Source organism: Neptunomonas japonica JAMM 1380, assembly GCF_016592555.1.
Classification (GTDB): Bacteria; Pseudomonadota; Gammaproteobacteria; order Pseudomonadales; family Balneatricaceae; genus Neptunomonas; species Neptunomonas japonica_A.
The window spans coordinates 3960829-3986598 of sequence record NZ_AP014546.1 but is presented as its reverse complement, the minus strand read 5'-3'; the positions used below and the strand labels follow the sequence as shown (position 1 = coordinate 3986598).

Sequence of the window (25770 nt, the reverse complement as noted above, 5' to 3'; positions counted from 1 at the left end):
TGTGAGTAAAAGGTATTTTGGTACAGATGGTATTCGTGGTCGTGTTGGCCAGTTTCCGATTACCCCTGATTTCATGCTCAAGCTGGGTTGGGCAGCAGGTAAAGTGTTTGCTCGTGAAGGTCGTAGTAAGATTTTAATAGGTAAAGACACGCGTATTTCTGGCTATATGTTTGAGTCGGCTCTAGAAGCGGGTCTTTCTGCTGCGGGTGTTGATGTTTTACTCACAGGGCCAATGCCGACACCGGCTATCGCTTATTTGACCCGAACCTTTCAGGCTAATGCCGGTATTGTTATTTCTGCATCACATAACGCCTACGGAGATAATGGTATTAAGTTCTTTTCAGCAGAAGGTACGAAGTTACCTGATGAAATAGAGCACGCTATTGAAGCTCAGATGGACTTGGTGATGACAACGGTGGATTCGGCTAGTCTAGGTAAGGCAAGGCGTATAGAAGATGCACCAGGTCGCTATATAGAGTTTTGTAAGTCGTCCGTTCCAGTAGGCTTTAACTTGTCGGGCCTTAAAATCGTCTTGGATTGCGCTAATGGTGCGACTTACCATGTGGCACCGGCAGTGTTATCAGAGCTGGGTGCTAATGTTATTGAAGTCGCTTCGTCTCCGGATGGCTTAAATATTAATGAAGCTTGTGGTGCGACGGCCCCACAGCGGTTACAAAAAGTAGTCGTTGCTGAAAAGGCGGACCTTGGTATTGCCTTGGATGGAGACGGTGATCGTCTCATGATGGTTGATCACCTCGGTGAAGTGATTGATGGAGATGAAGCGCTGTATATCATTGCTGAGAGAATGCATCAGCGAGGAGTTTTGCAGGGAGGGGTTGTTGGAACCTTGATGAGCAACTTCGGATTAGAGCAGTCATTGGCTAAGCTTGAGATACCTTTTGTACGAGCTAATGTTGGTGACCGTTACGTAATGGCGCTATTGGCAGAAAATGATTGGGTTTTAGGTGGAGAGAGTTCAGGGCATGTTGTATGCCGCCACCTGACATCTACTGGAGATGGTACCATTTCAGCGCTTCAGGTACTGCGAGCAATGCTTGAATCCGGTAAGAATTTGCATGACTTGAAAAAAGGCATGCATAAAATGCCGCAAGTGATGATTAACGTTCGCACGACTGCAAAAGTTGATATTCGTAGTGTTGAGTCTATTCAGCAGGCTGTCAAGGATGTAGAAGCTCAGTTGGGTAACTCTGGCCGGGTCTTGTTACGTCCTTCAGGAACTGAACCGCTAGTTAGAGTGATGCTAGAAGGTGAAGATAAAGAGTTTATTCAAAAACTCTGTGAAGAGTTGGCAAAAGAGGTAGGAAAAGCACTTGAAGCGCTTGTCAGTAACGAGTAACTCGGTTAATATTTGCGCCTCTTTTATGGAGGATGGCGATGCGTGACTTAATAGTCGCTGGAAATTGGAAAATGAATGGCTCTCAACAGTTTGTTGGTGAGATGTTGTTAGCTCTTAATAAGGCTAGTTTTTCCGAACCTGTAAACGCTGTTGTCTTCCCGCCTTCTGTGTATTTGCATGAAGCAATTCAGCAAGCAAAAGCAGTAAAGGTTGGCGCACAAAATCTTTTTTATGAAAAGTCGGGTGCTTTTACTGGCGAGCTATCTGCATCGATGATATCTGATGTGGGTTGTGAGTATGTCATTCTAGGGCATTCAGAGAGGCGTGCAATCTTCGGTGAAGATGATTTGCTAGTAGCAAAAAAAGTTGTTGCTGCCTTGGAAAATCATATCACGCCTATTTTGTGTGTTGGAGAGACACTCGAAGATAGGGATGGTGGTAAGTATGCCGATGTTATAGCTACTCAGGTAAAAGTGGGTTTAAGTCTGCTAAGTACAGAGCAGACTTCTAATGTAGTTATTGCCTATGAACCTGTTTGGGCAATAGGGACAGGTCAAACGGCTTCCCCGTTGCAGGCACAAGAAGTACATGAGTTAATTCGTAACTTGGTTGCTGAGTTAGCAGGTATAGAAGTATCGCATAATATGTCGATACTGTATGGCGGCAGTGTTAACGCTGCTAATGCGCAGGAGCTTTTCTCCCAGCCAGATATAGATGGTGGTCTTGTTGGAGGAGCTTCATTGAAGGTTGATGAATTTTTAGCTATCTGCAGTGCGGCTGCAGAAGTGCTTAAACGGTAGGTAATATGGAAACTCTGGTTCTTGCTGCTCATGTTGTTCTTGCTGCTGGTATTATTGCTCTGGTGTTGTTACAGCAGGGTAAAGGTGCTGAAGCAGGCGCTGCATTTGGTAGCGGCGCATCTCAGACCGTTTTTGGTAGTCAGGGGTCGGGTAATTTTTTAAGTCGTATGACGGCAGTGTTGGCAACAGCTTTGTTTGCGACAAGTTTTGTATTGGCTGTTTATGCTAAGGAGCAAGCGGGCTCTATTGGTGATGCGGGTATTCCTGCGGTTGAAGCGGTGCAAGAAAAGCAATCGACCTTGCCTGTTTTAGATGAACCTAAAATTGAAGCGCCTGCAGAAACGGATATTCCAACAGCGAATTAGGTAGTAAAGAGTAAAGCCCAAGTGGTGGAATTGGTAGACACGCTATCTTGAGGGGGTAGTGGCTTATGGCTGTGCCGGTTCGAGTCCGGCCTTGGGCACCATATGTTTGCAAAGGTACGTATTATATGTATAATATGCGCCTGTTTCTGATGCGGGGTGGAGCAGTCTGGTAGCTCGTCGGGCTCATAACCCGAAGGTCGTTGGTTCAAATCCGGCCCCCGCTACCATATTTTTGAAATAGCCCCTTTTTAGGGGCTTTTTCGTAAGTATGGTTAAGTTTGATTTCGCAGAAATGGGTCTTATAAAGACCCATTTTTTATTTCTGCTTTACGAAAGTTAGAGGTTAGTGGGTGTCAGCAAAGCTGAAATTATTACAAGAGATGTTAAAACCTATAGTTGAGTCACTTGACTGTCAGCTATGGGGTATTGATCACATTTCACAGGGGAAACACAGCACCTTACGTGTCTATATAGAACGCGAAGAAGGTGTCTCTGTGGATGATTGCGCGGCTGTGAGCCATCAAATCAGTGGAATACTTGATGTAGAAGACCCTATTAGTGGTGTCTATACATTAGAGGTGTCTTCCCCTGGAATGGATAGGCCGCTATTTACATTGGAGCAATTCAGTGCCTTTGCAGGAAGCAAAGTTCAAATTCGTCTTCGCGTACCATTTGATGGCAGACGAAATTTTAAAGGGATTTTAAATGGCATTGAAGGCGAAGATATTCTGCTGGTTGTGGACGATGAAGAGTTTTTGTTACCGATTGATTTGATTGATCGGGCTCAGGTTATTCCGCAGTTTTAACGATACATTCGGGGATTGGCGAGGCAGTAGCATGAATAAAGAGATTCTACTGGTTGCAGAAGCAGTATCGAACGAAAAAGACGTCCCAAAAGATGTTATTTTTGAAGCGATTGAACTGGCATTAGCAACAGCGACTAAAAAACGTTTTGATGAAGAGGCTGATGTAATTGTCATCATAGACCGTGCAACTGGCGGTTATGATACGTTTCGCAGCTGGAAAGTAGTCAGTAATGACGATGTGCCTTTATTGGGCACAGAATTGACCATGGAAGAAGCAGAGGAAATTGATCCTAAGCTGCAACCTGGTGATATACATAAAGAACAAATTGAGTCTGTTGCGTTTGGGCGTATCGCTGCTCAAACTGCTAAGCAGGTTATCGTACAAAAGGTACGTGAAGCAGAGCGAGCAAAAGTTGTAGATCTTTATCGTGACCGTCTTGGTGAGCTGATTTCAGCAAGCGTGAAGAAGGTAACACGCGATAATATCATCGTTGACTTGGGTAATAACGCTGAAGCCTTATTACCACGTGACAACGTTTTGCCTCGCGAAGTTTTCCGTATGGGCGATCGAGTTCGTGCAGTTTTAACTGAAGTGCGCGCTGAAGGGCGTGGTCCTCAGTTGGTGCTAAGTCGTGCTTGTCCGGAAATGCTGATAGAGCTTTTCAAGATTGAAGTACCTGAGATTTCTGAGCAGGTTATTGAAATCAGAGCGGCAGCTAGAGATCTTGGCTCGCGTGCAAAAATCGCAGTTAAAACTAACGATGGTCGTATCGATCCTGTCGGTGCTTGTGTTGGTATGCGTGGTGCTCGTGTTCAGGCCGTTTCTAATGAATTAGGTGGCGAGCGTGTTGATATTATCCTGTGGGATGATAATCCTGCGCAGTTGGTAATTAACGCTATGTCTCCTGCTGAAGTTGCTTCTATTGTTGTTGATGAAGAAACGCATTCAATGGATGTTGCTGTAGCGCAAGAGTCGCTTGCAATGGCTATTGGCCGAAGTGGCCAGAACGTTCGATTAGCATCAGAACTCACAGGTTGGGAATTGAACGTCATGACAGTTGAGGCCGCTGAAGAGAAGCAGCAGTCTGAAATGGGTTCTGTCATGGAAGTTTTGATGAAACATCTGGATCTTGATGAAGATGTTGCGTCAGTGTTGGTTGAAGAAGGATTTACCACCTTGGAAGAGGTGGCTTATGTGCCAGTCGATGAGATGTTAGAAATTGACGGCTTTGATGAAGATTTAGTGAATGAGCTTCGTACTCGAGCGAAAGACGCACTGCTGAATTTAGCTCTAGCGAGTGAAGAACAGCTCGAGAAATCCGAACCAGCAGCAGACCTGCTGGAAATGGAAGGTATGGATCGCCATTTGGCTTTCCTGCTTGCGGCTAATGGCGTGATTACCATGGAAGATTTGGCAGAGCAATCTGTTGAAGAACTTCTAGATATTGAAGGTATGAACGAAGAAAAGGCTGCAGAGTTGATCATGACCGCGCGTGCGCCATGGTTTGCGGATGAAGTCTAATTCAGCGGAGGAGATATACCAATATGGCAGAAGTCACTGTTAAACAACTTGCCGGTGTGGTTGGTGTTCCCGTTGAGCGTTTATTAGCGCAAATGCAGGAAGCGGGAATCGCAGGTAAAAAAGATGAATCTCTGGTTTCGGAAACCGAAAGACAGACATTATTGAATCATCTTAAAAGATCACATGGTGAAGAAGACGAAAATGTTGCTTCACCTAAAAAAATTACACTGAAGCGCTCTACTACTTCTCAGTTAAAGGTAGCTGGAGCATCAGGTAAGAAAAAAACGGTTAATGTAGAAGTGCGCAAAACACGTACTTATGTCAAACGTGCTGATGTAGAAGGTGGTGCAACAGAGGCTGATAAGGCTGCTGCTGAAGAAGCCGCACGTTTGGATGCAGAGCGCTTGAAGCTTGAACAAGAAGCGGCAGCTAAAGAAGCAGAGGCTAAAGCGAAAGCTGAAGCGGATGCTAAAGCAGCAGAAGCAGCTAAAGCTGCTGCAGTTGCTGCAGTTGCTAAGCCCGCGCCTAAACCTCAGGAAGCTGCCAAGCCAGCGCCGAAGGCTGCTCCGCGACCTGCCGCTGCTCCTAAACCAGCAGCAAAAGCCGCTCCTGCTCAGGATGATAAGAAGAAATCATTCCGAGGCGAAGATAAAAAGCCAGCTAAAGCATCTCATGGTCGCAATACGCGCGGTGGTAGTGATGCAAAAGGCGCTCGTCGTGGTGGTAAGCTTTCACGTAATAATATGAAAGGTAATCGCGCTAAGACCGCTCATCAGCTAGATAATGCACATGGATTTACAGAGCCTCAGGCTCCGAAGGTTCATGATGTTGCTGTACCTGAAAGTATTACTGTTGCTGAACTGGCTAAGAAAATGTCAGTAAAAGCAGCTGAGGTCATCAAAGTGATGTTTAAAATGGGCGCTATGGCGACCATTAATCAGGTGATTGATCAAGATACAGCGGTATTGGTTGTTGAAGAGATGGGGCACGTTGCTAAGCCGATGCAAGAAAATGCCATCGAAGAAGCTTTGATGGAAAGCATTCAGCAATCGCAAGGTGAATTACACGGTCGTGCACCTATCGTGACGGTTATGGGGCATGTTGACCATGGTAAAACATCGTTACTGGATTCCATTCGTCGTACGCGTGTTGCTGCAGGTGAGTCGGGTGGTATTACCCAGCATATCGGTGCATACCACGTAGAAACAGAAAACGGTATGGTTACTTTCTTGGATACTCCAGGGCATGCTGCTTTTACAGCGATGCGTGCACGTGGTGCCAAGCTAACTGATATCGTTATCCTTGTTGTTGCTGCTGATGATGGCGTAATGCCTCAGACAGAAGAAGCCGTTCAGCATGCCAAAGCTGCTGGCGTGCCTTTGGTAATCGCAGTCAACAAAATGGATAAAGAAGACGCTGATCCTGATCGCGTTAAAAACGAACTAGCTCAGCGCGATGTTATTCCAGAAGATTGGGGTGGCGATGTTCAGTTCATTCCAGTATCTGCTAAAACAGGCGAAGGCATTGATGCCTTATTAGAAGCTGTATTGCTGCAGGCTGAAGTACTTGAGCTGAAAGCGGTTAAAAATGCACCGGGTCAAGGTGTTGTTGTTGAGTCTCGTCTTGATAAAGGACGCGGTCCAGTTGCAACGCTACTTGTTCAAAATGGAACCTTGAAGAAAGGTGATATTGTTCTGGCTGGTCTGCATTATGGCCGTATCAGAGCAATGATGGATGAGAACGGTAAGCCAGTTGAAGAAGCGGGCCCTGCCATTCCTGTTGAGATCCAAGGTCTTGATGGCACGCCAGGCGCGGGTGATGAGTTCACTGTTGTTTCTAACGAGAAGAAAGCACGTGAAGTTGCTCTATTCCGTCAAGGAAAATACCGTGACATCAAACTAGCACGTCAGCATGCATCTAAGCTTGAGAACCTGTTTGCCAATATGGAAGCCGGTGATGTTAAGAACTTAAATATTGTTCTTAAAGCTGATGTAAGGGGGTCTTTGGAAGCATTAACAAATGCACTTGAAGAGCTTTCTACTGATGAAGTAAAAGTTGTTATAGTTTCTAGCGGTGTCGGCGGTATTTCTGAAACAGAAGCCAACCTTGCGCTAGCGTCATCCGCATTAGTTGTTGGTTTCAACGTGCGTGCTGATGCTCAGGCTAAAGCGATTATTTCTCGCGAAGGTATACAACTGCGTTACTACAGTGTCATCTATAACATCATTGATGATGTTAAGCAGGCAATGACAGGCTTGTTGTCACCTGAGTTCCGTGAAGAAATAGTTGGTATTGCTGAAGTACGTGATGTCTTCCGTTCACCAAAACTTGGCCTAGTAGCCGGTTGTATGGTGACTGAAGGTACTGTATTCCGTAATAAGCGCATTCGTGTACTGCGTGAAAACGTTGTTATTTACGAAGGTGAGCTGGAATCACTACGTCGCTTTAAGGACATCGTGAGCGAGGTTCGTCAGGGTATGGAATGTGGTATCGGTGTGAAAAACTATAATGACGTTAAAGTCGGCGACCAGATCGAAGTATTCTCGGTTGTTGAAGTTCAACGCACATTGTAACGGAGTAGTATGGCACGCGAATTTAGTCGTACTCAAAGGATCGCTGACCAGATGCAACGAGATCTGGCTCAGTTGATTCAACTTGAAGTCAAAGATCCACGTATAGGGATGGTGACTATCAGCTATGTTAAGGTTGCTAAAGACCTAGGCTTTGCTGATGTATATATCACTGTTTTCCCTCTAGGAGAGCAAACTCAAGAGGACGCTATTAAGTGTTCTCTTGAAGTACTGCGCAATGCTGCAGGTTTTCTTAGGCATGAGCTGTCGCATAAAATACAGCTACGTGTGATGCCGCAACTGCGTTTCCACTTTGATAAAAGTGTAGAACGTGGACGCCATATACATAGTCTTATAGAGAAAGCTTCTCGCGAAATTCGTGAGAAGAATGACTCAGAAGAGGATTAGGTAGTGGGCCGGCGACATAAAGGCCGTCCAGTGGACGGCATTTTTCTGCTTGATAAACCGCAGGGCGTGAGCTCCAATTATGTTCTGCAAGGTGTAAAGCGCATCTATGGTGCCGCAAAAGCGGGACATACCGGTGCGCTTGATCCGCTAGCTACAGGCATGCTTCCTCTTACGTTTGGAGAAGCCACCAAATTCTCTCAATTTCTTCTCAATGCTGATAAACGCTATCAAACGACTGCAAAACTAGGTATCAGAACAGATAGCAGTGATGCCGATGGTCAGGTCATTGCAACAGCAGATATCGGTGAGCACGTTACACGTGAGCTGATTCAATCTTTGCTTGAAGAGCACTTTACCGGTGAGATTGAGCAGGTTCCTTCGATGTTTTCAGCCTTGAAACATAACGGTCAGCCTTTGTATAAGCTGGCAAGACAAGGTATTAAGGTTGAAGTCAAACGTCGACAAGTTACGATTTTAAGTATTGAAATTCTCGACTTTCGCGGTGACGAGGTTGATCTGGATATACGTTGTACTAAAGGCACCTATATTCGCTCGATTGTAGAGGATTTAGGTTTGTATCTTGGCTGTGGCGCGCACGTAAAAGTATTGCGCCGTTTAGATTCAGGGCCCTATCAAGCACAAAGCATGATTACCTTAGAGCAACTACAAGAAATAGCTGCTCCAATGACGCCTGATGAACCCCCACAAAGCATACAAGAGCGCTTAGATGCGCTATTATTAGCGCCGTGGTCAGCAATTGAGGATACACCTCTGATTGAGCTGGAAGCAGAGCAGTGTGCACGTGTGTTAAATGGCATTGTCATTGACCTTGATATGGCTGCGCAGCCGCTTGTAAGAATACAAGAAAAAGATACTGGGAGATTTCTTGGTATTGGCGAGATAACTCAGGAAGGTCAGTTAGTTTCAAGACGGTTAATGTCGACAAATAACTAGCATTCCTGAAAACGTTTGGATGCCTAATGGTTCCAGATGATGGCGATGAACTGATAATATGCTCGGTTCACCGTGTCCTATAATCCGACAGCAAAAGCTGTCCGCATATTAGACTGGAGCAAGATAGATGTTAACAGCTGAACAGAAAGCGCAGATCGTAGCAGATTACGGCCGTAGCGAAGGTGATACAGGTTCTACAGAAGTACAGGTTGCTTTGCTAACGGCAAACATCGAGACTCTGCAGGGACATTTCAAGTCTCACAAACATGATCATCATTCACGTCGTGGTCTGATTCGCATGGTAAACCAACGCCGTAAATTGCTTGATTACTTGAAAAAGAACGATGCAGATCGTTATTTGACAGTAATTGGCCGTTTGGGTCTGCGTCGCTAAGACTGTTTTTCCAAAGGCCATACACTGTATGGCCTTTGTTTTATCCGCCTGTTTAAAGAGAGAAGGTTTTCAACCAGCCTGTACTCATTTGTGCTTAACCAATGCTCTATAGTTTTGATAGAGTGCAAATGAGTACTGGCCTTAAGATGGTATGGAATTCGATTTCTCTCTGACAGGCATTTGTTTATTAAATGAGAGGTTATATTCGTGCAAGCGATTACAAAGACATTTGAATTCGGTGGCCAGCAGGTCACATTAGAAACAGGCCGCGTTGCTCGCCAAGCAACCGGTGCTGTATTAGTAACGATGGGTGAGGTTCAGGTTTTATGTACCGTTGTTGGTGCTAAAGAAGCCAAAGAAGGACAGGGTTTTTTCCCTCTTTCTGTTCATTACATCGAGAAAACGTATTCTGTTGGTAAAATTCCTGGTGGATTTTTCAAACGTGAAGCACGTCCGTCAGAGAAAGAAACACTTACATCACGCTTAATTGACCGTCCGATTCGTCCGCTTTTTCCAAAAGGCTTCATGAATGAAGTACAGGTAATCTGTACGGTAATGTCTGCTGATAAAAACAATGATCCAGATATCGCAGCAATGATCGGTACTTCTGCTGCTTTGTCTATCTCTGGTATTCCATTTGTTGGCCCAGTAGGTGGAGCTCGTGTAGGTTTCACTGAAGAGCAGGGGTATATTCTAAACCCTACTTACGAGCAGCTTGCTGAGTCTGAACTAGACATGGTTGTTGCTGGTACTACTGATGCTGTTTTGATGGTGGAATCAGAAGCAAAAGAACTGACTGAAGATGAAATGCTGGGTGCTGTTCTATACGCACACACTGAAATGCAAGTTGTTATCAAAGCAATCAGTGAATTGAAAGCTGAAGCTGGTAAGCCTACATGGGATTGGAAGCCTGCAGTCAAAAATGAAACCTTGATTGCACAAGTAAACACTTTGGTTGGTCAGGGTATCTCTGATGCTTACCAAGTGGCTGATAAAATGCAGCGCCAGGCAACACTTAATGACCTGCGTAGTAAAGCAGTAGATGAGTTATCTGGTTCTGACGAAGGCCTGCCTTCTGATAAAGAAGTATCAGGTGTTGTTAGCTCTGTTGAGAAAACGATTGTTCGTCAGCGTATCGTTGATGGCGCACCACGTATTGATGGTCGTGATACGAAAACAGTTCGTCCCATCAACGTTGAAGTTGATATTTTGAAAGGTACTCACGGTTCTTCATTGTTCACTCGCGGTGAAACACAATCTATCGTGACATGTACACTTGGTACGTCACGTGACCAGCAGTTTATTGATGCGCTGGAAGGTGAGCGTAAAGACCCGTTCATGTTGCACTACAACTTCCCTCCATACTCTGTAGGTGAAGCGGGCCGTATTGGTTCAACTGGCCGTCGTGAAATTGGTCATGGTCGTCTAGCTCGTCGTGGTATCGCAGCTATGTTGCCATCACAGGAAGAATTTCCGTACACCATTCGTGTTGTATCTGAGATTACAGAATCTAACGGTTCTAGCTCAATGGCGTCTGTATGTGGTGCTTCTCTTGCGATGATGGATGCGGGTGTTCCTTTAAAGGCACCGGTAGCTGGTATTGCTATGGGTCTTGTTAAAGAAGGCGAAAAATTTGCAGTCCTAACTGATATCTTGGGTGATGAAGATCACCTAGGTGATATGGACTTTAAAGTAGCAGGTACCGAGCAAGGTATTACTGCGCTACAAATGGACATTAAAATCACAGGTATCACTGAAGAGATTATGGAAATTGCATTGGAGCAAGCGCTGCATGCACGTACCCATATCTTGAAAGAGATGGCTAAAGTAATTGGTTATGCTCGTCCAGAGCTACCAGACAATGCTCCAGCGATGACTCAGTTGAAAATTAATCCTGAGAAAATTCGTGATGTTATCGGTAAAGGCGGCGCGACTATCCGTGCTCTAACCGAAGAAACTGGCGCAATGATTGATATCGAAGATGACGGTACGGTGCGTATTTACGCAGCTGACAAAGCAGCCGCTAAAGCAGCAACAGATAAAGTTATCGAAATTACTGCTGAAGCTGAAGTAGGTAAGATCTATGAAGGTAAAGTAGTACGCTTGGAAGAGTTTGGTGCATTTGTGAACATCTTGCCGGGTAAAGATGGTTTGGTTCATATTTCTCAAATCGACAACAAGCGCGTTGAGAAAGTAACTGATTACGTGAAAATGGATGACATCATTAAAGTTAAGGTGTTAGAAGTTGATATGCGCGGTCGTATTAAGCTTTCTATGAAAGATTTAGTTCAGGATGAGTCTGTAGAAGGCTAAGCTATTCTGATTTAATAAAAACCCTCCTAGTGAGGGTTTTTTTGTGCCTGAAATTACCTCTAATGAGTTATATGTAGAATGAGTAATAACATGTATAATAATTGCATGTTTAAAGAATTGAGACTCTATTATGGCTATTCTGATGTTTGAAAAATATCCGGCATCTCGTTGGGAGACATTATTGAGCAACGGCTTCAGGCTGCTGTTTCTTTGCGTTGGTGCTGCTGGCGTCATTCTCATGGGGTTATGGTTAGCTATTTTAAAAGGCTATTGGTATGGCGCCTCTATTGCCGTTCCTGTTACGCAGTGGCACGCACATGAAATGCTGTTTGGTTTTGTTGGAGCGGCGATTGGCGGCTTTTTGCTGGCGGCTGTTTCAAAATGGACAAACCGTTTGCCCGTTAGTGGTATGCCATTAGCTATATTGGTGTTTTTTTGGGTATTGGGTCGCTTGGCTATGCTTGTGTCTGCGGAACTACCTTATGCAATCGTAGCGGCCGCTGATCTGTTTTATGGTGTTTTGTTGGCAGGTTTGATCGGTCGTGAGATTTTGATAGGTGGACACAAGCGCAATTATAAAATAATTGTCATGCTGGGCTTATTCTGCGTTTTCAATGTGCTGTTTCATTTGGGACATCAGTACGGTGCTGCATATAGCGATATGGCATTGCGTGGTGTGATTATGCAAGTAAGTTTGATGATTGCTTTAATCGGTGGGCGTATCACGCCTTCTTTTACACGTAATTACCTAGTTCAACAAAAGCCTGATTCAGACAAGCCACTCCCGACGCTATTTAATCGTTTTGATATGTTTGTTAGTGTCTTGTTAGTCGTCGCTGCAGTGAGTTGGGTTGTAGTACCGGTTAACATGCTTACAGGTGGGTTATTGTGCCTTGCAGGTATAGCCCAGTGGGCACGTATCAGTCGCTGGCAGGGAATACAAATCTTAGGTGAGCCTTTGTTGTGGGTATTGCACTTAGGCTTTGTATGGTTAGGTACGGGGCTTATTTTGCTCGGCTTGTCTGCTTTGGGTTTAATCAATGTTTCTGCTGGATTACACGCAATAGGTATTGGCGCCATGGCAGGGATGATTCTCGGTGTCGCTTCACGGGCAGCGCTAGGCCACACTCAGCGTGCGCTGGTTGCGGGTAAAATGATGACAGCTGTGTTTGTGCTAATAAGCATAACCGCATTGCTGAGAGCGGCGGCGGCCTTGGTAGGTGGTGTTGCTTATAATCACTTTATTTTGAGCGCCGGCGTTATATGGATGGTCGCGTTCATACTGTTTTGTATTCGCTACGTGCCGATTCTAATTTCACCGGCGCCGAGCTGGAAAAAGCCGAATTAGTTGGCAAAATGGCTGTGCTGATTAAGCGACGCTTGCTGGATCTAGGTTATCGTTTGGGTTGGGACAGCCGCACTAGCTTAAAATGGTCAGTGACTACGGGCGTTTCACATAGCGTAAAGTAACGACTGGCTTTACGTTCTAGGGGGATGTGTAAGTTAACGACAAAAATGGCTAGGCCATCTGCAGTTAAATGTTTTGCCGCACTGTCTAAAAAGCGATCAGTTAAATCGTTTTCCACACCAAACCCCGAATGAAAAGGTGGGTTACATATAACGAGTGAAAAACGCTCCTTTATATTATCAGCGCAGTTATCTGCCATTGCGCTGCCATTAAGTTGATAGTGCTCAAGATTGGTTTGGCAAGCGAGAATAGCGGCGGCATTGTTATCTGTTGCAGTAACCTGAGTATTGAGTTGCTTGGCAGTATGCAGGCTTAAATATCCGTAGCCGCAACCAATATCTAACACAGACTTAATGTGGTCGATTCCTGCCGTGAGTTCTTTTAAGTGTTGAATAAGTAATTCACTGCCTTTATCAATCTTATCCCAGCCGAAAATCCCAGGTTTGCTCCAAAAACTGAAAGTTAAATCGCTTGGAGCTTGTCTAAGGCTGCGATAGGATTTGTCATCTAAGAGCGCGGCTGATGTGCCATCAAAGGTGATTTTTCCGGCCCATGTTTGTTTGTCAGCTTTCCATGTTTGTATTGGAGCACTGGTGAGTGTTCCCGCGCGCTCTATAAAGCCTTTAATGCCTTCTTGCTTTAAACCACTCAGATATAATGAGCCACCATTGGCAAGCAAGCGTTGTGCCTGATTAATAACGTAGTGGGCTTGTGCTTTTTCTTTAGGGATGCGTAAAAATATGTTGTAAAAGTGCTTTTCGGGCCAAGCCTCGAGTAGGTAGTCATTAAAACTACAATCCCACCCTAGACGCTGTAAGCTTTGTGCAATATCTAACCGATTAGATATGGCACAAATCAATGGCGTCGCCGCAGGGATAGCCTGTGTGGAGATGTTCTCATCGACTATCCATAGTGAAGCGTCACTGACCTGCTTAAATTCTGCATACAGCAGGTCAAAGGCTTTATCTGCACTCATTTGCTTATCTGTATCTCTTCTTCAGTCAGCTCACGGTATTCACCAGGCGCTAGAGACTCATCAAGTACAATATGGCTAATACGATCTCGGTGTAGTTTGATGACTTTATTACCGATGGCGGCAAACATACGTTTAACTTGGTGATAGCGACCTTCGGTTAATGTTAAGAACGCTTCATCAACGCCAATAATTTCAAGTTCAGCGGGTTTAGTGAGGTGTTTTTCATTGAGAAGCTGTACACCTTGGGCAAATTGCTCCACAGCGGATTCAGGAATCGGATCAGCCGTTTCCAACAAGTAACGTTTTCCTTGCTTGTGCTTTGGTGATGTAAGCTTGTGTGACCACTGGCCATCATCAGTGATTAGAAGTAAGCCTGTGGTATCCAGATCAAGCCGGCCGGCTAGGTGAAGGTCGTTAGGGCGAGGCTCGTCGATAAGCAGGCCCATGACGGTTGCATTGGTTGGGTCATCTGAAGAACAGACATAGCCGTATGGTTTGTTCATCATAAAGTAACGAGGGCGAGGCGCTGCAATCTCCATCTCTTGAAACATAACGGTATCGTCTTCAGAAACCTGCAGGGATGAGTCTCGCGTAACTACGCCATTAACAGCCGCCAAATCTTTGTGTAATAGGCGTTTGATATCTTTTCTGGAAAGGCCGGTAGCTTGAGATAAATACTTATCGAGACGCATGTGAGATAAATTTTCCTGGAAACAAAAATACATTATAACGTGCTAACGCGAGTCTCATAACCAAATTTATTACTTCGCTTGAAAAAGCTACTATAGGTAATGATTTGAATGCATATGGATACTGCCTTGCGGTAGAATATGAGGCTTCAAAAGAGGGTGAATGACTGTGAAGCTTTTTGTAAATAATCTGACAAATGTGGATTTTTCCTACCTGCACTCATCGCGGGGCTTAATGGGCGAGTCTTGGTTGCTACAGCTGGAACTGGATGGCGCACTTAATGAACAAGGAATGGTCTGTGATTTCGGTATTGTAAAAAAGCTGACACGCGAATGGATGGATAACACCATTGATCATGCCCTATTGGTACCGACAAAAATGAGCCATGTTCAGTCTGAGCAGTCTATTGGGCAAACTAGTGTTGAGTGGCGCTACCCTGATGGAGAGTTGTTCAATTGTGTCTCGCCAAGCAAGGCCATAGTGCTGATAGATGTTGAAGAAATTACTCCAGAGGCGATGGCGCAGTGGTGTACAGTCCAGTTGCTTGAGTTGTTTCCTCAGGAGGTTAAAGGGCTAAGTTTAAAGTTTATACCTGAAGAGGTGGCTGGCGCTTTTTACCATTACAGTCATGGATTGCAGCAGCACGATGGTAATTGCCAGCGTATAGCGCATGGGCATCGTTCACGTATAGAGATCTTTTTGAATGATCAGCGTGATGAAAAGCTGGAGCAAGAGTGGGCTAATCGTTGGCAAGATATTTATATTGGAACAACAGCACATCGTAAGGAAAGTGAGGCGGGTATGAATCGCTATGAATACCAGGCGCCTCAGGGAGAGTTTTCATTAACGCTTCCAGAAAAATACTGTTATGACATCGATACAGAAACAACAGTTGAACAGATAGCTAGACACTTAGCCGCACGTATCAAGCAGATGAGGCCGTTAGATGATGTCATGGTTCGAGCTTATGAGGGGGTAGGTAAAGGCGCTGTCGCTAAGGCTTAATCAACTCTTAAGTTGTGTTTATTGACCTATAATATAAAAAACCGCAGCCATTAGCTGCGGTTTTTTTATGCAAAAAGCTAACGATTAATCGCGCTCGATAGCCAGTGCTGTACCCATACCGCCACCGATGCATAGAGTAGCTAGACCTTTTTTAGCGTCACGCTTAATCATTTCATGAACCAGTGATACAAAGATACGGCAACCAGAAGCACCAATTGGGTGCCCTAGAGCAATGGCGCCGCCATTGACGTTAACAATGTTAGTATCCCAGCCTAGGTCGCGGTTAACAGACATTGCCTGAGCAGCGAAAGCTTCATTGGCTTCAACCAGCTCAAGGTCTGTAATTGACCAGCCTGCTTTTTCCAGTGTTTTCTGTGTCGCACAGATAGGACCAGTGCCCATGATAGCAGGGTCAACACCAGCAGAAGCATAAGCCTTGATGCGAGCTAATACAGGTAAACCAAGCTCAGCGGCTTTTTCCGCAGAGCAAAGCATGACTGCTGCAGCGCCGTCGTTAATAGTAGAGCTATTACCTGCTGTAACTGTACCGTCCTTTTTGAAAGCCGGACGAAGTTTTGCAAGTGCTTCAGGTGTGCAACCAAAACGTGGCTGTTCGTCAGTGTCAAAGACAACTGGATCGCCTTTGCGCTTAGGAATAACAACAGGGAAAATCTCACCTTTAAAGCGTCCTGATGTTACGGCTGCTTCAGCTTTGTTCTGCGAAGCGCTGGCAAATGCGTCTTGCTCTTCACGAGAAAAACCGTATTTTTCAACAATATTCTCTGTCGTGATACCCATGTGGTAGTTGTTAAATGCGTCCCATAGGCCATCAGTGATCATGGTATCAACCATTTTCCAATCGCCCATGCGTGCGCCATTGCGTGAATTAGGCAGAACATGTGGAGATTGGCTCATGTTTTCTTGTCCGCCAGCAATGATCACTTCAGCGTCGCCGCAACGAATTGCTTGAGTAGCCATTTGAATAGCTTTTAGGCCTGAACCGCACACTTTGTTGATAGTGAGAGCAGATACTTCTTGAGGGATTCCGGCATTGATCAGAGCTTGACGTGCTGGGTTTTGCCCGCAGCCCGCAGCCAGGACTTGTCCAAGGATGACTTCGTCGATCTGAGCAGGGTCAATTTTGGTCTGTTCTACTAGTCCTTTTAGTACCGTAGCGCCTAAATCAGATGCTTTTACGCCAGCTAAAGAACCATTAAATGCACCAACCGCAGTACGGCCAGCTGCAACAATAACGACTTCACGCATGATTGTGCCTCTTATCAGTAAACTCTATCCTGTCACTTTTATATTAAAGAGATCCGGATGTGCAGGTGCTAATGAATAGCCTTGCAGGAGTCAGCTTAGTAGTTAGTTTTTTCCGCAGTGCGGAAAATATCAGTGTGAGCAACCCCGAAGGCTATTGCAAGCACCTTCAGCAATAAACATTGAAAAAGGTGCCGACAATTAGTCGTATTGAAATGCAGTGCTTTAGCGGTTTTGAGTTGTAACTTTAGAGGTTAACTACCTGATTATCGAGAAGGCGGGCAGGACCAATATAAGCCGCAGCAAGAATGGCCAGCTTAGTATCGTCTTTTGACGCGGCCAAAAGGTCACTTTGGCGCGCAATGACGAAGTAATCACGCTGAAAACCAGCGGCTTCAAGCTGTAGTTGTGCTGCTTCTACGAGAGCGTCAAAGTCAGTATTGCCTTGCTCTATTGCGTGTGCAGTCGCTTTAAGGGTTTTATTGAGTGCGGTAGCAGCACTTAACTGCTCCTCTGAGAGATAACCATTGCGCGAGCTTAATGCTAGACCATGTTCGTTTCGAACAATCGGGGAGCCTTGAATGGTAATAGGTAAGCTAAGGTCTTTTGTCATTTTACGGATAACAAAAAGTTGCTGGTAATCTTTAGCCCCAAAAATAGCTAAATCTGGTTGTACCATACCAAATAATTTGCAAACAATGGTAGCAACACCCTGAAAGTGCCCTGGACGGCTTGCGCCGCAGTAAAGGTCAGAGACATCGGGGACTTCCACCATGGTCTGTTTTTCGCGTCCGTCAGGATAAACCTCTTCTTCTGAGGGTACGAACAAGTAGTGGCAGCCAACCGCTTCTAGTTTTTCTTGGTCGGCTTGGAGTGTGCGAGGGTATTTGTCGAGATCCTCACCCGCCGAAAACTGTAATGGGTTAACGAAAATAGTAGAGACAATAATGTCCGCATTTTCTTTTGCCTGCTGCACGAGAGCAATATGCCCCGCATGCAGGTTACCCATAGTAGGGACCAAGCCAATATTATGGCCGCGCGCGCGCTCCTGGGCCAGGTTCTGGCGGAGCTCTTCTAGTGTGTGAATAGTCTTCATAGCTTATTCGAAACTGTGCTCAGGCCCCGGGAAGCTACTTTGCTTTACCGCGGCGACATAATTTTGGATGGCTGATTGGATGTCAGCAGCATCTTCCATAAAGTTTTTAACAAACTTTGGGTTTTTGCCTGGAGTGATTCCCAGCATATCGTGCAGTACTAATACCTGGGCATCAGTTGCGGAGCCTGCGCCTATGCCTATAACGGGGATATCAACCGCCTGAGTGACCTCTTCTGCCAATAGGGAAGGAACGCACTCAAGCAATAAAATACTTGCGCCTGCCTCTTCAAGCCTAACGGCATCTTCAATCATCTGTTTGGCCGTGTCTCGATCACGGCCTTGAACTTTATAACCACCTAGCTTGTTAACTGCTTGCGGCGTCAGCCCCATATGGACGCAGGTTGGAATACCGCGTTCAGACAGCAGCGAAACGCTTTCTGCTAACCAGGCATTTCCTTCGATTTTGACAAGGTGTGCACCTGCTTGCATAAGTAGGGCTGCATTATCCATCGTTTGCTCAGGAGTGGCATAGCTCATAAATGGCATATCAGCCATGATCATAGCGCCTTGGTTGCCTTTAGCAACGCTAGCGGTGTGGTAGATCATGTCATCCATAGTGACAGGTAGTGTGCTGTCCTGCCCTTGTAGAACCATTCCAAGAGAATCGCCTACTAGAATCACTTCAACTCCAGCTTCGCTGACCACGTGTGCAAAACACGCATCGTAAGCGGTCAGGACGGAGAATTTCTCACCTGCCTTTTTGCAGGCGGATAATGTATGTAATGTGACTTTGTTCATAGGCAACTCGATTGATTAATAGAATGCACTGTTTTCGAGCGTGATTATACAGAGATCTTTTCCAGTGTGCCCAGCGGGCATGCTACTAATAGATCATTAATTGATCTGTCTCCGGGGAAAATAAGCTCAGGAGAGAGCTCTGCTAGAGGCCAGAGTACAAAGTTACGCTCTGTTGCGAAAGGGTGAGGGATAGTCAGTCGTGTGCTATTGAGCACGATATCATCGTATAAGATGATATCTAGGTCTAATGTTCTAGGGCCCCAGTGGATTTGTCGCACGCGTTGGTGCTGTTGCTCAATGGCTTGCAATTGATCAAGCAGGGCTTCGGGTTCTAGTCGGGTTTCCAATAGAGCCACAGCATTAATATAGTCGGGCTGACCTGCGGGGCCTATTGGATCCGAGCGGTATAAACTGGAGCTAGCGAGTAATGCGCAACCTGGTAGTTGGCTCAGCTCTATTAGCGCGGTTGAAACTTGTTGGCGAGGGTCTTCTAAGTTACTGCCCAAGCCAACATAGCACCGACTAAGCGTTGCGAGGATCATTCTTTGCTCTTCTACGACGACGGGGCTTACGAGAAGGGCCTTCGGAAACGAGTTCAGAAACCATTGACTCTCTCTCTTCTATGGGAGCCGCTTGGTACTGTGTCCACCATTGGCCTAAATTATCCAACGTTTCTCCGCTTTGCTCTCTGAGCAGTAGAAGGTCATAAGCTGCCCTGAAGCGAGGATGCTCTAATAGTTGCTCAGCGCGGTTACCAAAACGCTTAGGAAGGCGCAGCTGTAACTCCCAAATTTCTCTGATAGGCGTAGAAAAGCGGCGTGGAATAGCGGTACGTTTTACCTGTGCCGCAATAATGTCATTGGCAGCAGCATGTAAAGCAACCAGAGGAGGCATTTTGCTATTTTGCTTCTGTATTTCTCGCATGCGCGTTTGCAGAGGATGCCAAAGCATAGTGGCAAATAAGAATGCAGGGGTAACGCTTTTGCGCTGGTTAATACGTCGGTCGGTGTTTTTAAGGCCTTGAAGTATCAGTGCTTCTACCAGCTTGTTGTCGCCTTGTCTGCTGACGGCTTTCGCTGCTGAAGGTAGTAGTTGTTCAAATAACTGATACTCTTGAAGTAAGTGGTATGCAGTAACTGCATGGCCTGATTGAAATAGTTTTAAGGTCTCATCAAACAGGCGAGCAGGTGCAATGCCTTGTAGTAAGTGTGCTTGCTGTCTAATGGGGGCCGCCGTTGCTGGCTCAATCACAAAATCAAGTTTTGCGGCAAAACGGATGGCGCGCAGCATGCGAACAGGGTCTTCTTTATAGCGAAAATCTGGATCGCCGATCATACGAATAACTTTTTTCTGTATGTCTTCATAGCCATGAGTAAAGTCATAAATGCTGTGATCTTTCATACAGTAATAGAGCGCATTGACGGTGAAATCTCGACGTAATGCGTCCTCTTCGATGGTGCCGTACACATTATCGCGCAATATTAGCCCCGATTCGGACTGTTTGCCTTTAGCATCATCGTTATTTTCTTTTGAATCATGACTCGCTCTAAATGTGGCTAGTTCAATGATTTCTCTACCAAAGCGTACATGGAGTAATTTGAAGCGGCGTCCGATAAGACGTGAGCGCTGAAATAGCTCATGTGCCTGCTCGGGGTGTGCGTTGGTGGCAATATCAAAATCTTTCGGGCGCTTTCTAAGCAGGGTATCTCGAATGCAGCCGCCAACAAGATAGCCTTCATAGCCAGCATCTAGTAGGCGATACACAACCTTGGCTGCATTATCATCTAAGTGCTTGCGAGGAATCTGATGAGTTTTCTCGGAAATAATCAACGGAAAGTCATTTTGCTCCTCTGGGGCCTCATCTTGTGTTTGAGTGGGCTCTTTTGCTAGAGAAGAGTTCGACTTGTTACGGAACAGTCCGGTGACTTTCTGAATTAAACGGCTAGGCATGAGTTTTAAATTTTGCTCGTAAAATATTTAGTGGCACATCATAACATTGTTAAGGTGACACATTAAGCAATGAGGGAATAAACAGTAAAGAGGAGATGGACAGCTGACCGCAAGCTTAAGAGTAAAAATCTCGGCTTGTTGTTATTGTTAGAGCACTGTAGATGCATTACTGCACAATCCAGCGATCAGCTTTTAAACCTCATTTTTATTATTATTCGAGGTGGAATACTTATCTACACTCAGCCTATTTTTATTTTTATTAATGGTCGGCGTATCAAAGTTTATTTTTTTGTTTGTACACCCAATATAATGCATTCGATGTGCCACTTTTATTAAGATGTTGTTTTTTAAAGAAAATTTGTTTTTTGTGAAATATGTGCTACCCGATTGGTTACAGGCGGGAACACTTTTTTGTTTCTTTAGGTAACACTATGTGTGCGTGTTACCTCTAAGTGTTACCCTTTGGGGCGCTTTGGAATGCCTAATTTTTGGCGGCGTTCCCACAAGCATTTTCGGCTGACGCCCAATTTCTTAGCTAAGTCTGTTTCGTTCATCTCGTTTTGATGTTCAATCACAAAGCGCTGGAAGTAGTCATCCATTGATAGCCCCGCAGGCGAGCTCTTTTTTGAAAGGTGGCTGGTGGTTGTTTCACGCGTTGTTGATTGCTCTATATAGTCAGACTCCAATTGCTGAAGGCTAGGGCGTGTTTCAATATCCAGTCCAAGTAAATCTGGCGTAATAAAGTGGTTATCAGCAAGAATAACGGCGCGCTCTATGGCATTTTCTAATTCACGTACATTCCCCGGCCAGCTATATTGCAGCATGACTTGTCGGGAACTATCACTAAGAATGGTTTCTGGGCAGTTCATGCGTGAGCAAGCACTAATCAAAAAGCGTTCTGCCAGCATGATGATATCCTGTCCACGCTCCCGTAGGGGCGGCATGTTCAGTTCCATGACATATAAGCGATAGTATAAATCTTCACGAAACTGTGCGGCGCGTGCCAGTTCTTTGAGATTGCGGTGAGTCGCTGCAATTAGTCGTACATTGACCTTTATCGATTGTATTGAGCCGACCTTACGAATTTCACCTTCTTGTAGAAAGCGTAATAAGCGAGCTTGTGCTTCTAGTGGTAGCTCTCCGATCTCATCTAGAAATAATGTGCCGTTATCAGCGGCTTCAATTAATCCGCAACGGCTATTGTCCGCGCCAGTAAAAGACCCTTTTTCATGACCAAAGAGTTCAGATTCAATGAGGGATTCTGGGATCGCTGCGCAGTTAACTGAAATCATCGGCGCTTTAGCACGTGAGCTTTGTTCGTGTATGGCGCGTGCTACTAACTCTTTACCAGTGCCTGACTCGCCTAGGACTAAGACCGTGGCATCGGTACGAGCTACTTTTGAAATGCGAGAAAAGAGACTAAGCATGGCATCGCACTTTCCCGTAATCTCGGTACGTTGCGTCGCAGACTCAGTGTTAACACTATGTTGCTCTACCGGCTGCTGGATCAAAATGCTAGCAATGGTGGATAACATGTCTTCATGGTTAAAAGGTTTGGCTATATAGTCAACGGCACCCATTTTCATGGCGTCAACGGCAGATTTCATGCTGGCGTAGCTCGTCATGATGAGTACAGGTACGGTATTAGCGAGCTTAATTAGGTCGGTACCTGGAGCGCCCGGTAGACGCAAGTCGCTGATAATAAGATCAAAACTATCTAAATTAAACTGTGAGGCGGCTTCATCAACAGAGGCGGCATCATCTATGTTGTAGTTGTTTTTTTCTAATAAGCGGCGCAGCGCTGCACGGATGATGGATTCATCTTCTACGATCAGAATTCGGCTCATTGTTCTCTACCTAATCTCCAGTACTAGACCTTTCAGAAAGTTCGTCTTTCAGTTCAGGCCTGGAGCCCGGTAAGGTGATAATCACCTGAGTGCCTTTCTTCTGCTTGTTATTGGCGGGGCTAATTATTTTAATACTACCATAATGCTCAGTTAGAATGTTGTAAACCAATGGCAAGCCCAATCCTGTCCCTTTACCAGGCTCTTTGGTGGTGAAAAAAGGTTCGAATAGTTTATCCTGAATGGATTGGTCAATGCCGCTGCCTTCATCTGTGATAGTTAGAAAAATCCTCTGCTCTTCTTGAGACGCAGTAATCATTATTTCACCCTCTTCAGGTGACGCATCACAGGCATTGTTTAGGATGTTAACCAGCACTTGCAAAAGTAGTTGAGGGTCACCATCGACCATTAGGCCGTTATCAAGTTTGCAAATAAACTGTTGTTGCCGAGCATGTATATCCAGAGAGACTAAATGAATAGCTTCTTCTACACACTGGTTTAAATTAATCGTTTCAAATTGAATGTCACTGATGGTTTGGCCGGTGTGAGCAAAGCGGACTAATGACTGCACTATTCGATTGATACGTCGGGTTTGCTCCATTATTTGATCGCCTGCTTGCAAAACCTCTGGTTGATCGGTTTCCAGAGAAAGGTTTTGAGCTAAACAGGCTATGCCGGTGATTGGATTACCTATTTCGTGCGCTACTCCGGCAGCAAAGCGTCCTATTGAAGCAAGCCGCTCGCTATGCATTAAGTTATCGGTTAGTTGATGATGTTCTGTTTCATCTTCAACCAGAATGACGATAGAACTATCAGCATTTTCGGAAAGTAGGTTTTTATGTAGTGTTAACCAATAAGTGTCTGTCCCTATTATTACTTGGGTATCGGTTAAATGGTTATCACTTTGTCGCACAAACTCAGGGAGTAGTGTGCACCATGGCTCTGGTAACTCTGAGAGAGAGAGGTCGGTAACATCCGCTGCGCTGAGTTGGGTTAGGTCAGCGATTTCATTGTTCCAAAAAAGAATGTGTTGTGTTGGAGTGATTGTACAGGCACCAATAGGTAGTTTTTCCAACGTTCTTTTATGGTAACGGCGCAGCTCATCTAGTTCTGCTGCAAGACCGCTTAATTTAGCTTGGTATGTTTCTAAGTGTGTTTCAAGAAGATAGATATCGCGTGTTTGGAACGGTTTGCCACCGGGCTGTTTAGCAAGAGGTTCAAGTAGTGTCGCGGCTTCGATGGGGCCAACAAGTGCTGATAAGTTTTGCTCAAGAGCGTTTCGTAAGCGAAGTAGATCGAGCGGTCCTATTTGGTCTTTATCCAATTCCAGCTGATGAGTTGCATGTAAAAGCTCTCTGCGTGCCGCTGTTTCACCTAATTTGGGGGTAAGTAAGCGAATAATATCGGTTGTTTCAAAAGAGAGTCGCTGAATGTCAGAAGGGGAATTCATGGTGTTTAAAAGGCACGCTTCTCCCGCTCTGGTTTCTTCTTGGTAAGTTGGGGTTAGACGCGAAACGATAATGAAGGCACTGATGTTTAGTAAGAGAGAGATAATGGCAGATGATTGCCAGTTCAAATTTTCAATATTAGTGTCTGTTAATAAAGCGCCTTGTTGCAAAAGGACGGGATAAAACGTAGTAATGATCCAGCTGGACATCCCCAAAATTAAGCCAACGATAAAGCCGATGCGGTTAGCTCCTAGCCAAAATAGCGTAGCAATAATACCCGGTAAGAACTGTAGGAATGCCACGAAAGCACTTAATCCAAGCAGATGAATTTGTTGGCTCGCTCCAAATACGGTGTAAAAAAGATAGCTACATAACACCACAAGTGAAATTAGAATACGTCTCAGCCATAGTAACCAAGCATAAAATTTCACATTTTCCGGTGTTTTAATCAACGGTAAAATGAGGTGGTTTTGTAGCATTGACGCCAATGAAATCGAGGCGACGATAATAATTCCACTGGCCGCTGTGAGGCCGCCAATAAAAACAATAATAATCAACCATTCGGAATGCAGAATCTGGCTTAAATACAGGAGTAAGAAGGATGACTCTTGGTTAATTTCAAGTTTATAACCCGCCAGCACGATAATCGGTACGCAGCCAGCTAAGAGTAACAAGTAAAGGGGCATGCCCCACGATGCTTTATAGAGGCTATCGGTGGAACGGTTTTCTGTAAAAGCTAGATGGAACATGTGTGGCATAACTAACGTAGCAGTAAAAAATGCAAGAAGTAGCGTGTGCCAGCTGTCGTCATTATCGTTTGCAGTGAGTTGCTCAAGGATTTGTGGGTTCTGTTTCAGCCAGGATAGGGCATCTTCAGGGCCTCCTAGTACGGCAAAAAGAACATAAGCGGCAATGCTTAATAGTACTAGTAGCTTGATGACTGAGCTGATTGCCATCGCCATAACGAGCCCTCGATTGCGAGCTCGCATTGAGGGGTGGCGTGTGCCAAATAAAATAGCAAACATGGCAATAAGGATACAAAATGCGGCCGCTATCTGTGGTGACGCAAAATCACCATTAAGGATATGTAGTGTGTCAGTGACTGCCTGAATTTGAATCGATAGTAATGGTAGCGTTGCTAATAGGAGTAATAGTGTCGTGATAGTACCGACAAGCCCGCTACGAAACCTAAATGCAAACAGGTCAGCCAGAGAGCTTAATTTGTAGCGATTAGTGATGTTGAAAATGGGTATGAGCAGTGAAGGCGCCATGATAAAGGCGGCTGTTGCTCCAAGGTATGAAGATAAAAATAGCAGCCCTGAATGCTCTAACATCCCAAAAGCACCATAAAAGGTCCAAACACTGGCATAAGTTCCTAACGAAAGCATGTGAGTTATGGGGTGTTGTGAAATACGCCGGGGAATGACTTCTCGCTCAGTGGCATAGGCGATGCCGAATAGAAACAGCAGGTAGGCGGTAACAATTAGGAAAAGTTCGGTAACCGAAAAATTCATATATTCGCTTTTATCAATAAGGAGATGTCGTCAGTATACATAGTCTGCTAGAGCTCAAGCCAGATCTGTGTAGGTAAGTTCTGTTTTAAATTAAGCTATTAACTGAGTGCTTGGGTTCAACATATATACGTGAACGGTTTGCTTAGTATATTTTGGCGCGATCTAGCTATAAGCAGATGAGTGTGTCTTCACGACAGAAAAAACGAAAATTTAGCTTATTCTATACGTA

Annotated in this window: 21 protein-coding genes and 2 tRNA genes; 14 read left to right on the top strand and 9 right to left on the bottom strand. The window is 45.1% G+C overall.

Annotation, left to right across the window (positions count from 1 at the left end):
• Position 1 precedes the first annotated feature (1 nt).
• The 13 genes from glmM to NEJAP_RS18755 all read left to right on the top strand — a co-directional run bounded on the left by glmM (position 2) and on the right by NEJAP_RS18755 (position 12837).
• Positions 2–1357: a phosphoglucosamine mutase gene (glmM, locus tag NEJAP_RS18815; protein WP_201348621.1), complete on the top strand. Its 1356-nt coding sequence runs from the start codon at positions 2–4 to the stop codon at positions 1355–1357.
• Positions 1358–1395: 38 nt separating this feature from the next.
• A complete protein-coding gene (gene tpiA, locus NEJAP_RS18810; protein WP_201348620.1) occupies positions 1396–2157 on the top strand; it encodes a triose-phosphate isomerase in 762 nt (253 codons plus the stop codon).
• Positions 2158–2162: 5 nt separating this feature from the next.
• Complete coding sequence (gene secG, locus NEJAP_RS18805) at positions 2163–2522, top strand: preprotein translocase subunit SecG (RefSeq protein WP_201348619.1); 360 nt, start codon at positions 2163–2165, stop codon at positions 2520–2522.
• 15 nt (positions 2523–2537) lie between these two features.
• Positions 2538–2623: transfer RNA gene (locus NEJAP_RS18800), tRNA-Leu, on the top strand.
• A gap of 49 nt (positions 2624–2672) precedes the next feature.
• Positions 2673–2749 (top strand) — tRNA-Met (locus tag NEJAP_RS18795).
• A gap of 123 nt (positions 2750–2872) precedes the next feature.
• A complete protein-coding gene (gene rimP, locus NEJAP_RS18790) occupies positions 2873–3328 on the top strand; it encodes a ribosome maturation factor RimP (protein WP_201348618.1) in 456 nt (151 codons plus the stop codon).
• 31 nt (positions 3329–3359) lie between these two features.
• Positions 3360–4850: a transcription termination factor NusA gene (gene nusA, locus NEJAP_RS18785; protein ID WP_201348617.1), complete on the top strand. Its 1491-nt coding sequence runs from the start codon at positions 3360–3362 to the stop codon at positions 4848–4850.
• Between the two features lie 23 nt (positions 4851–4873).
• Positions 4874–7423: a translation initiation factor IF-2 gene (gene infB, locus NEJAP_RS18780; protein ID WP_201348616.1), complete on the top strand. Its 2550-nt coding sequence runs from the start codon at positions 4874–4876 to the stop codon at positions 7421–7423.
• A 9-nt stretch (positions 7424–7432) separates the two neighbouring features.
• Complete coding sequence (gene rbfA / locus NEJAP_RS18775; RefSeq protein ID WP_201348615.1) at positions 7433–7828, top strand: 30S ribosome-binding factor RbfA; 396 nt, start codon at positions 7433–7435, stop codon at positions 7826–7828.
• A 3-nt stretch (positions 7829–7831) separates the two neighbouring features.
• Entirely contained in the window at positions 7832–8782 is a 951-nt protein-coding gene (gene truB, locus NEJAP_RS18770) for a tRNA pseudouridine(55) synthase TruB (RefSeq protein WP_201348614.1), read from the top strand.
• A 127-nt stretch (positions 8783–8909) separates the two neighbouring features.
• Positions 8910–9176: a 30S ribosomal protein S15 gene (gene rpsO, locus NEJAP_RS18765; RefSeq protein ID WP_028470589.1), complete on the top strand. Its 267-nt coding sequence runs from the start codon at positions 8910–8912 to the stop codon at positions 9174–9176.
• A gap of 207 nt (positions 9177–9383) precedes the next feature.
• A complete protein-coding gene (pnp, locus tag NEJAP_RS18760) occupies positions 9384–11489 on the top strand; it encodes a polyribonucleotide nucleotidyltransferase (RefSeq protein WP_201348613.1) in 2106 nt (701 codons plus the stop codon).
• 130 nt (positions 11490–11619) lie between these two features.
• Positions 11620–12837, top strand: coding sequence for an NnrS family protein (locus NEJAP_RS18755; RefSeq protein ID WP_201348612.1), 1218 nt, complete (start codon positions 11620–11622; stop codon positions 12835–12837).
• A gap of 46 nt (positions 12838–12883) precedes the next feature.
• Here NEJAP_RS18755 and NEJAP_RS18750 read toward each other — a convergent pair whose 3' ends face one another.
• The gene (locus NEJAP_RS18750) at positions 12884–13933 is read right to left on the bottom strand and encodes a methyltransferase (RefSeq protein ID WP_201348611.1); all 1050 of its coding nucleotides are present in this window, start codon (positions 13931–13933) and stop codon (positions 12884–12886) included.
• The gene (gene rsuA, locus NEJAP_RS18745) at positions 13930–14625 is read right to left on the bottom strand and encodes a 16S rRNA pseudouridine(516) synthase RsuA (protein WP_201348610.1); all 696 of its coding nucleotides are present in this window, start codon (positions 14623–14625) and stop codon (positions 13930–13932) included. The genes NEJAP_RS18750 and rsuA overlap by 4 nt, the downstream gene beginning before the upstream one ends.
• 160 nt (positions 14626–14785) lie before the next feature.
• Between rsuA and NEJAP_RS18740 the strand changes: the two genes are divergently transcribed.
• Positions 14786–15628, top strand: coding sequence for a 6-carboxytetrahydropterin synthase (locus NEJAP_RS18740; protein ID WP_329610919.1), 843 nt, complete (start codon positions 14786–14788; stop codon positions 15626–15628).
• A gap of 84 nt (positions 15629–15712) precedes the next feature.
• Here NEJAP_RS18740 and NEJAP_RS18735 read toward each other — a convergent pair whose 3' ends face one another.
• The 7 genes from NEJAP_RS18735 to NEJAP_RS18705 form a co-directional block, all read right to left on the bottom strand.
• Positions 15713–16894: an acetyl-CoA C-acetyltransferase gene (locus tag NEJAP_RS18735; RefSeq protein ID WP_201348609.1), complete on the bottom strand. Its 1182-nt coding sequence runs from the start codon at positions 16892–16894 to the stop codon at positions 15713–15715.
• Positions 16895–17138: 244 nt separating this feature from the next.
• Positions 17139–17987, bottom strand: coding sequence for a pantoate--beta-alanine ligase (gene panC / locus NEJAP_RS18730; protein WP_201348608.1), 849 nt, complete (start codon positions 17985–17987; stop codon positions 17139–17141).
• A 3-nt stretch (positions 17988–17990) separates the two neighbouring features.
• Positions 17991–18785 (bottom strand): 3-methyl-2-oxobutanoate hydroxymethyltransferase, encoded by a 795-nt coding sequence (gene panB / locus NEJAP_RS18725; RefSeq protein ID WP_201348607.1) that lies wholly within the window; start codon positions 18783–18785, stop codon positions 17991–17993.
• Positions 18786–18829: 44 nt separating this feature from the next.
• Entirely contained in the window at positions 18830–19327 is a 498-nt protein-coding gene (gene folK, locus NEJAP_RS18720; protein WP_201348606.1) for a 2-amino-4-hydroxy-6-hydroxymethyldihydropteridine diphosphokinase, read from the bottom strand.
• Positions 19308–20735, bottom strand: a complete 1428-nt coding sequence (gene pcnB / locus NEJAP_RS18715) for a polynucleotide adenylyltransferase PcnB (RefSeq protein ID WP_201348605.1) — start codon at positions 20733–20735, stop codon at positions 19308–19310. Before pcnB ends, folK begins: the two co-directional genes overlap by 20 nt.
• Before the next feature lie 455 nt (positions 20736–21190).
• The gene (locus NEJAP_RS18710; protein WP_201348604.1) at positions 21191–22582 is read right to left on the bottom strand and encodes a sigma-54-dependent transcriptional regulator; all 1392 of its coding nucleotides are present in this window, start codon (positions 22580–22582) and stop codon (positions 21191–21193) included.
• A 10-nt stretch (positions 22583–22592) separates the two neighbouring features.
• Positions 22593–25541: an ATP-binding protein gene (locus NEJAP_RS18705; RefSeq protein WP_201348603.1), complete on the bottom strand. Its 2949-nt coding sequence runs from the start codon at positions 25539–25541 to the stop codon at positions 22593–22595.
• Positions 25542–25770 lie beyond the last annotated feature (229 nt).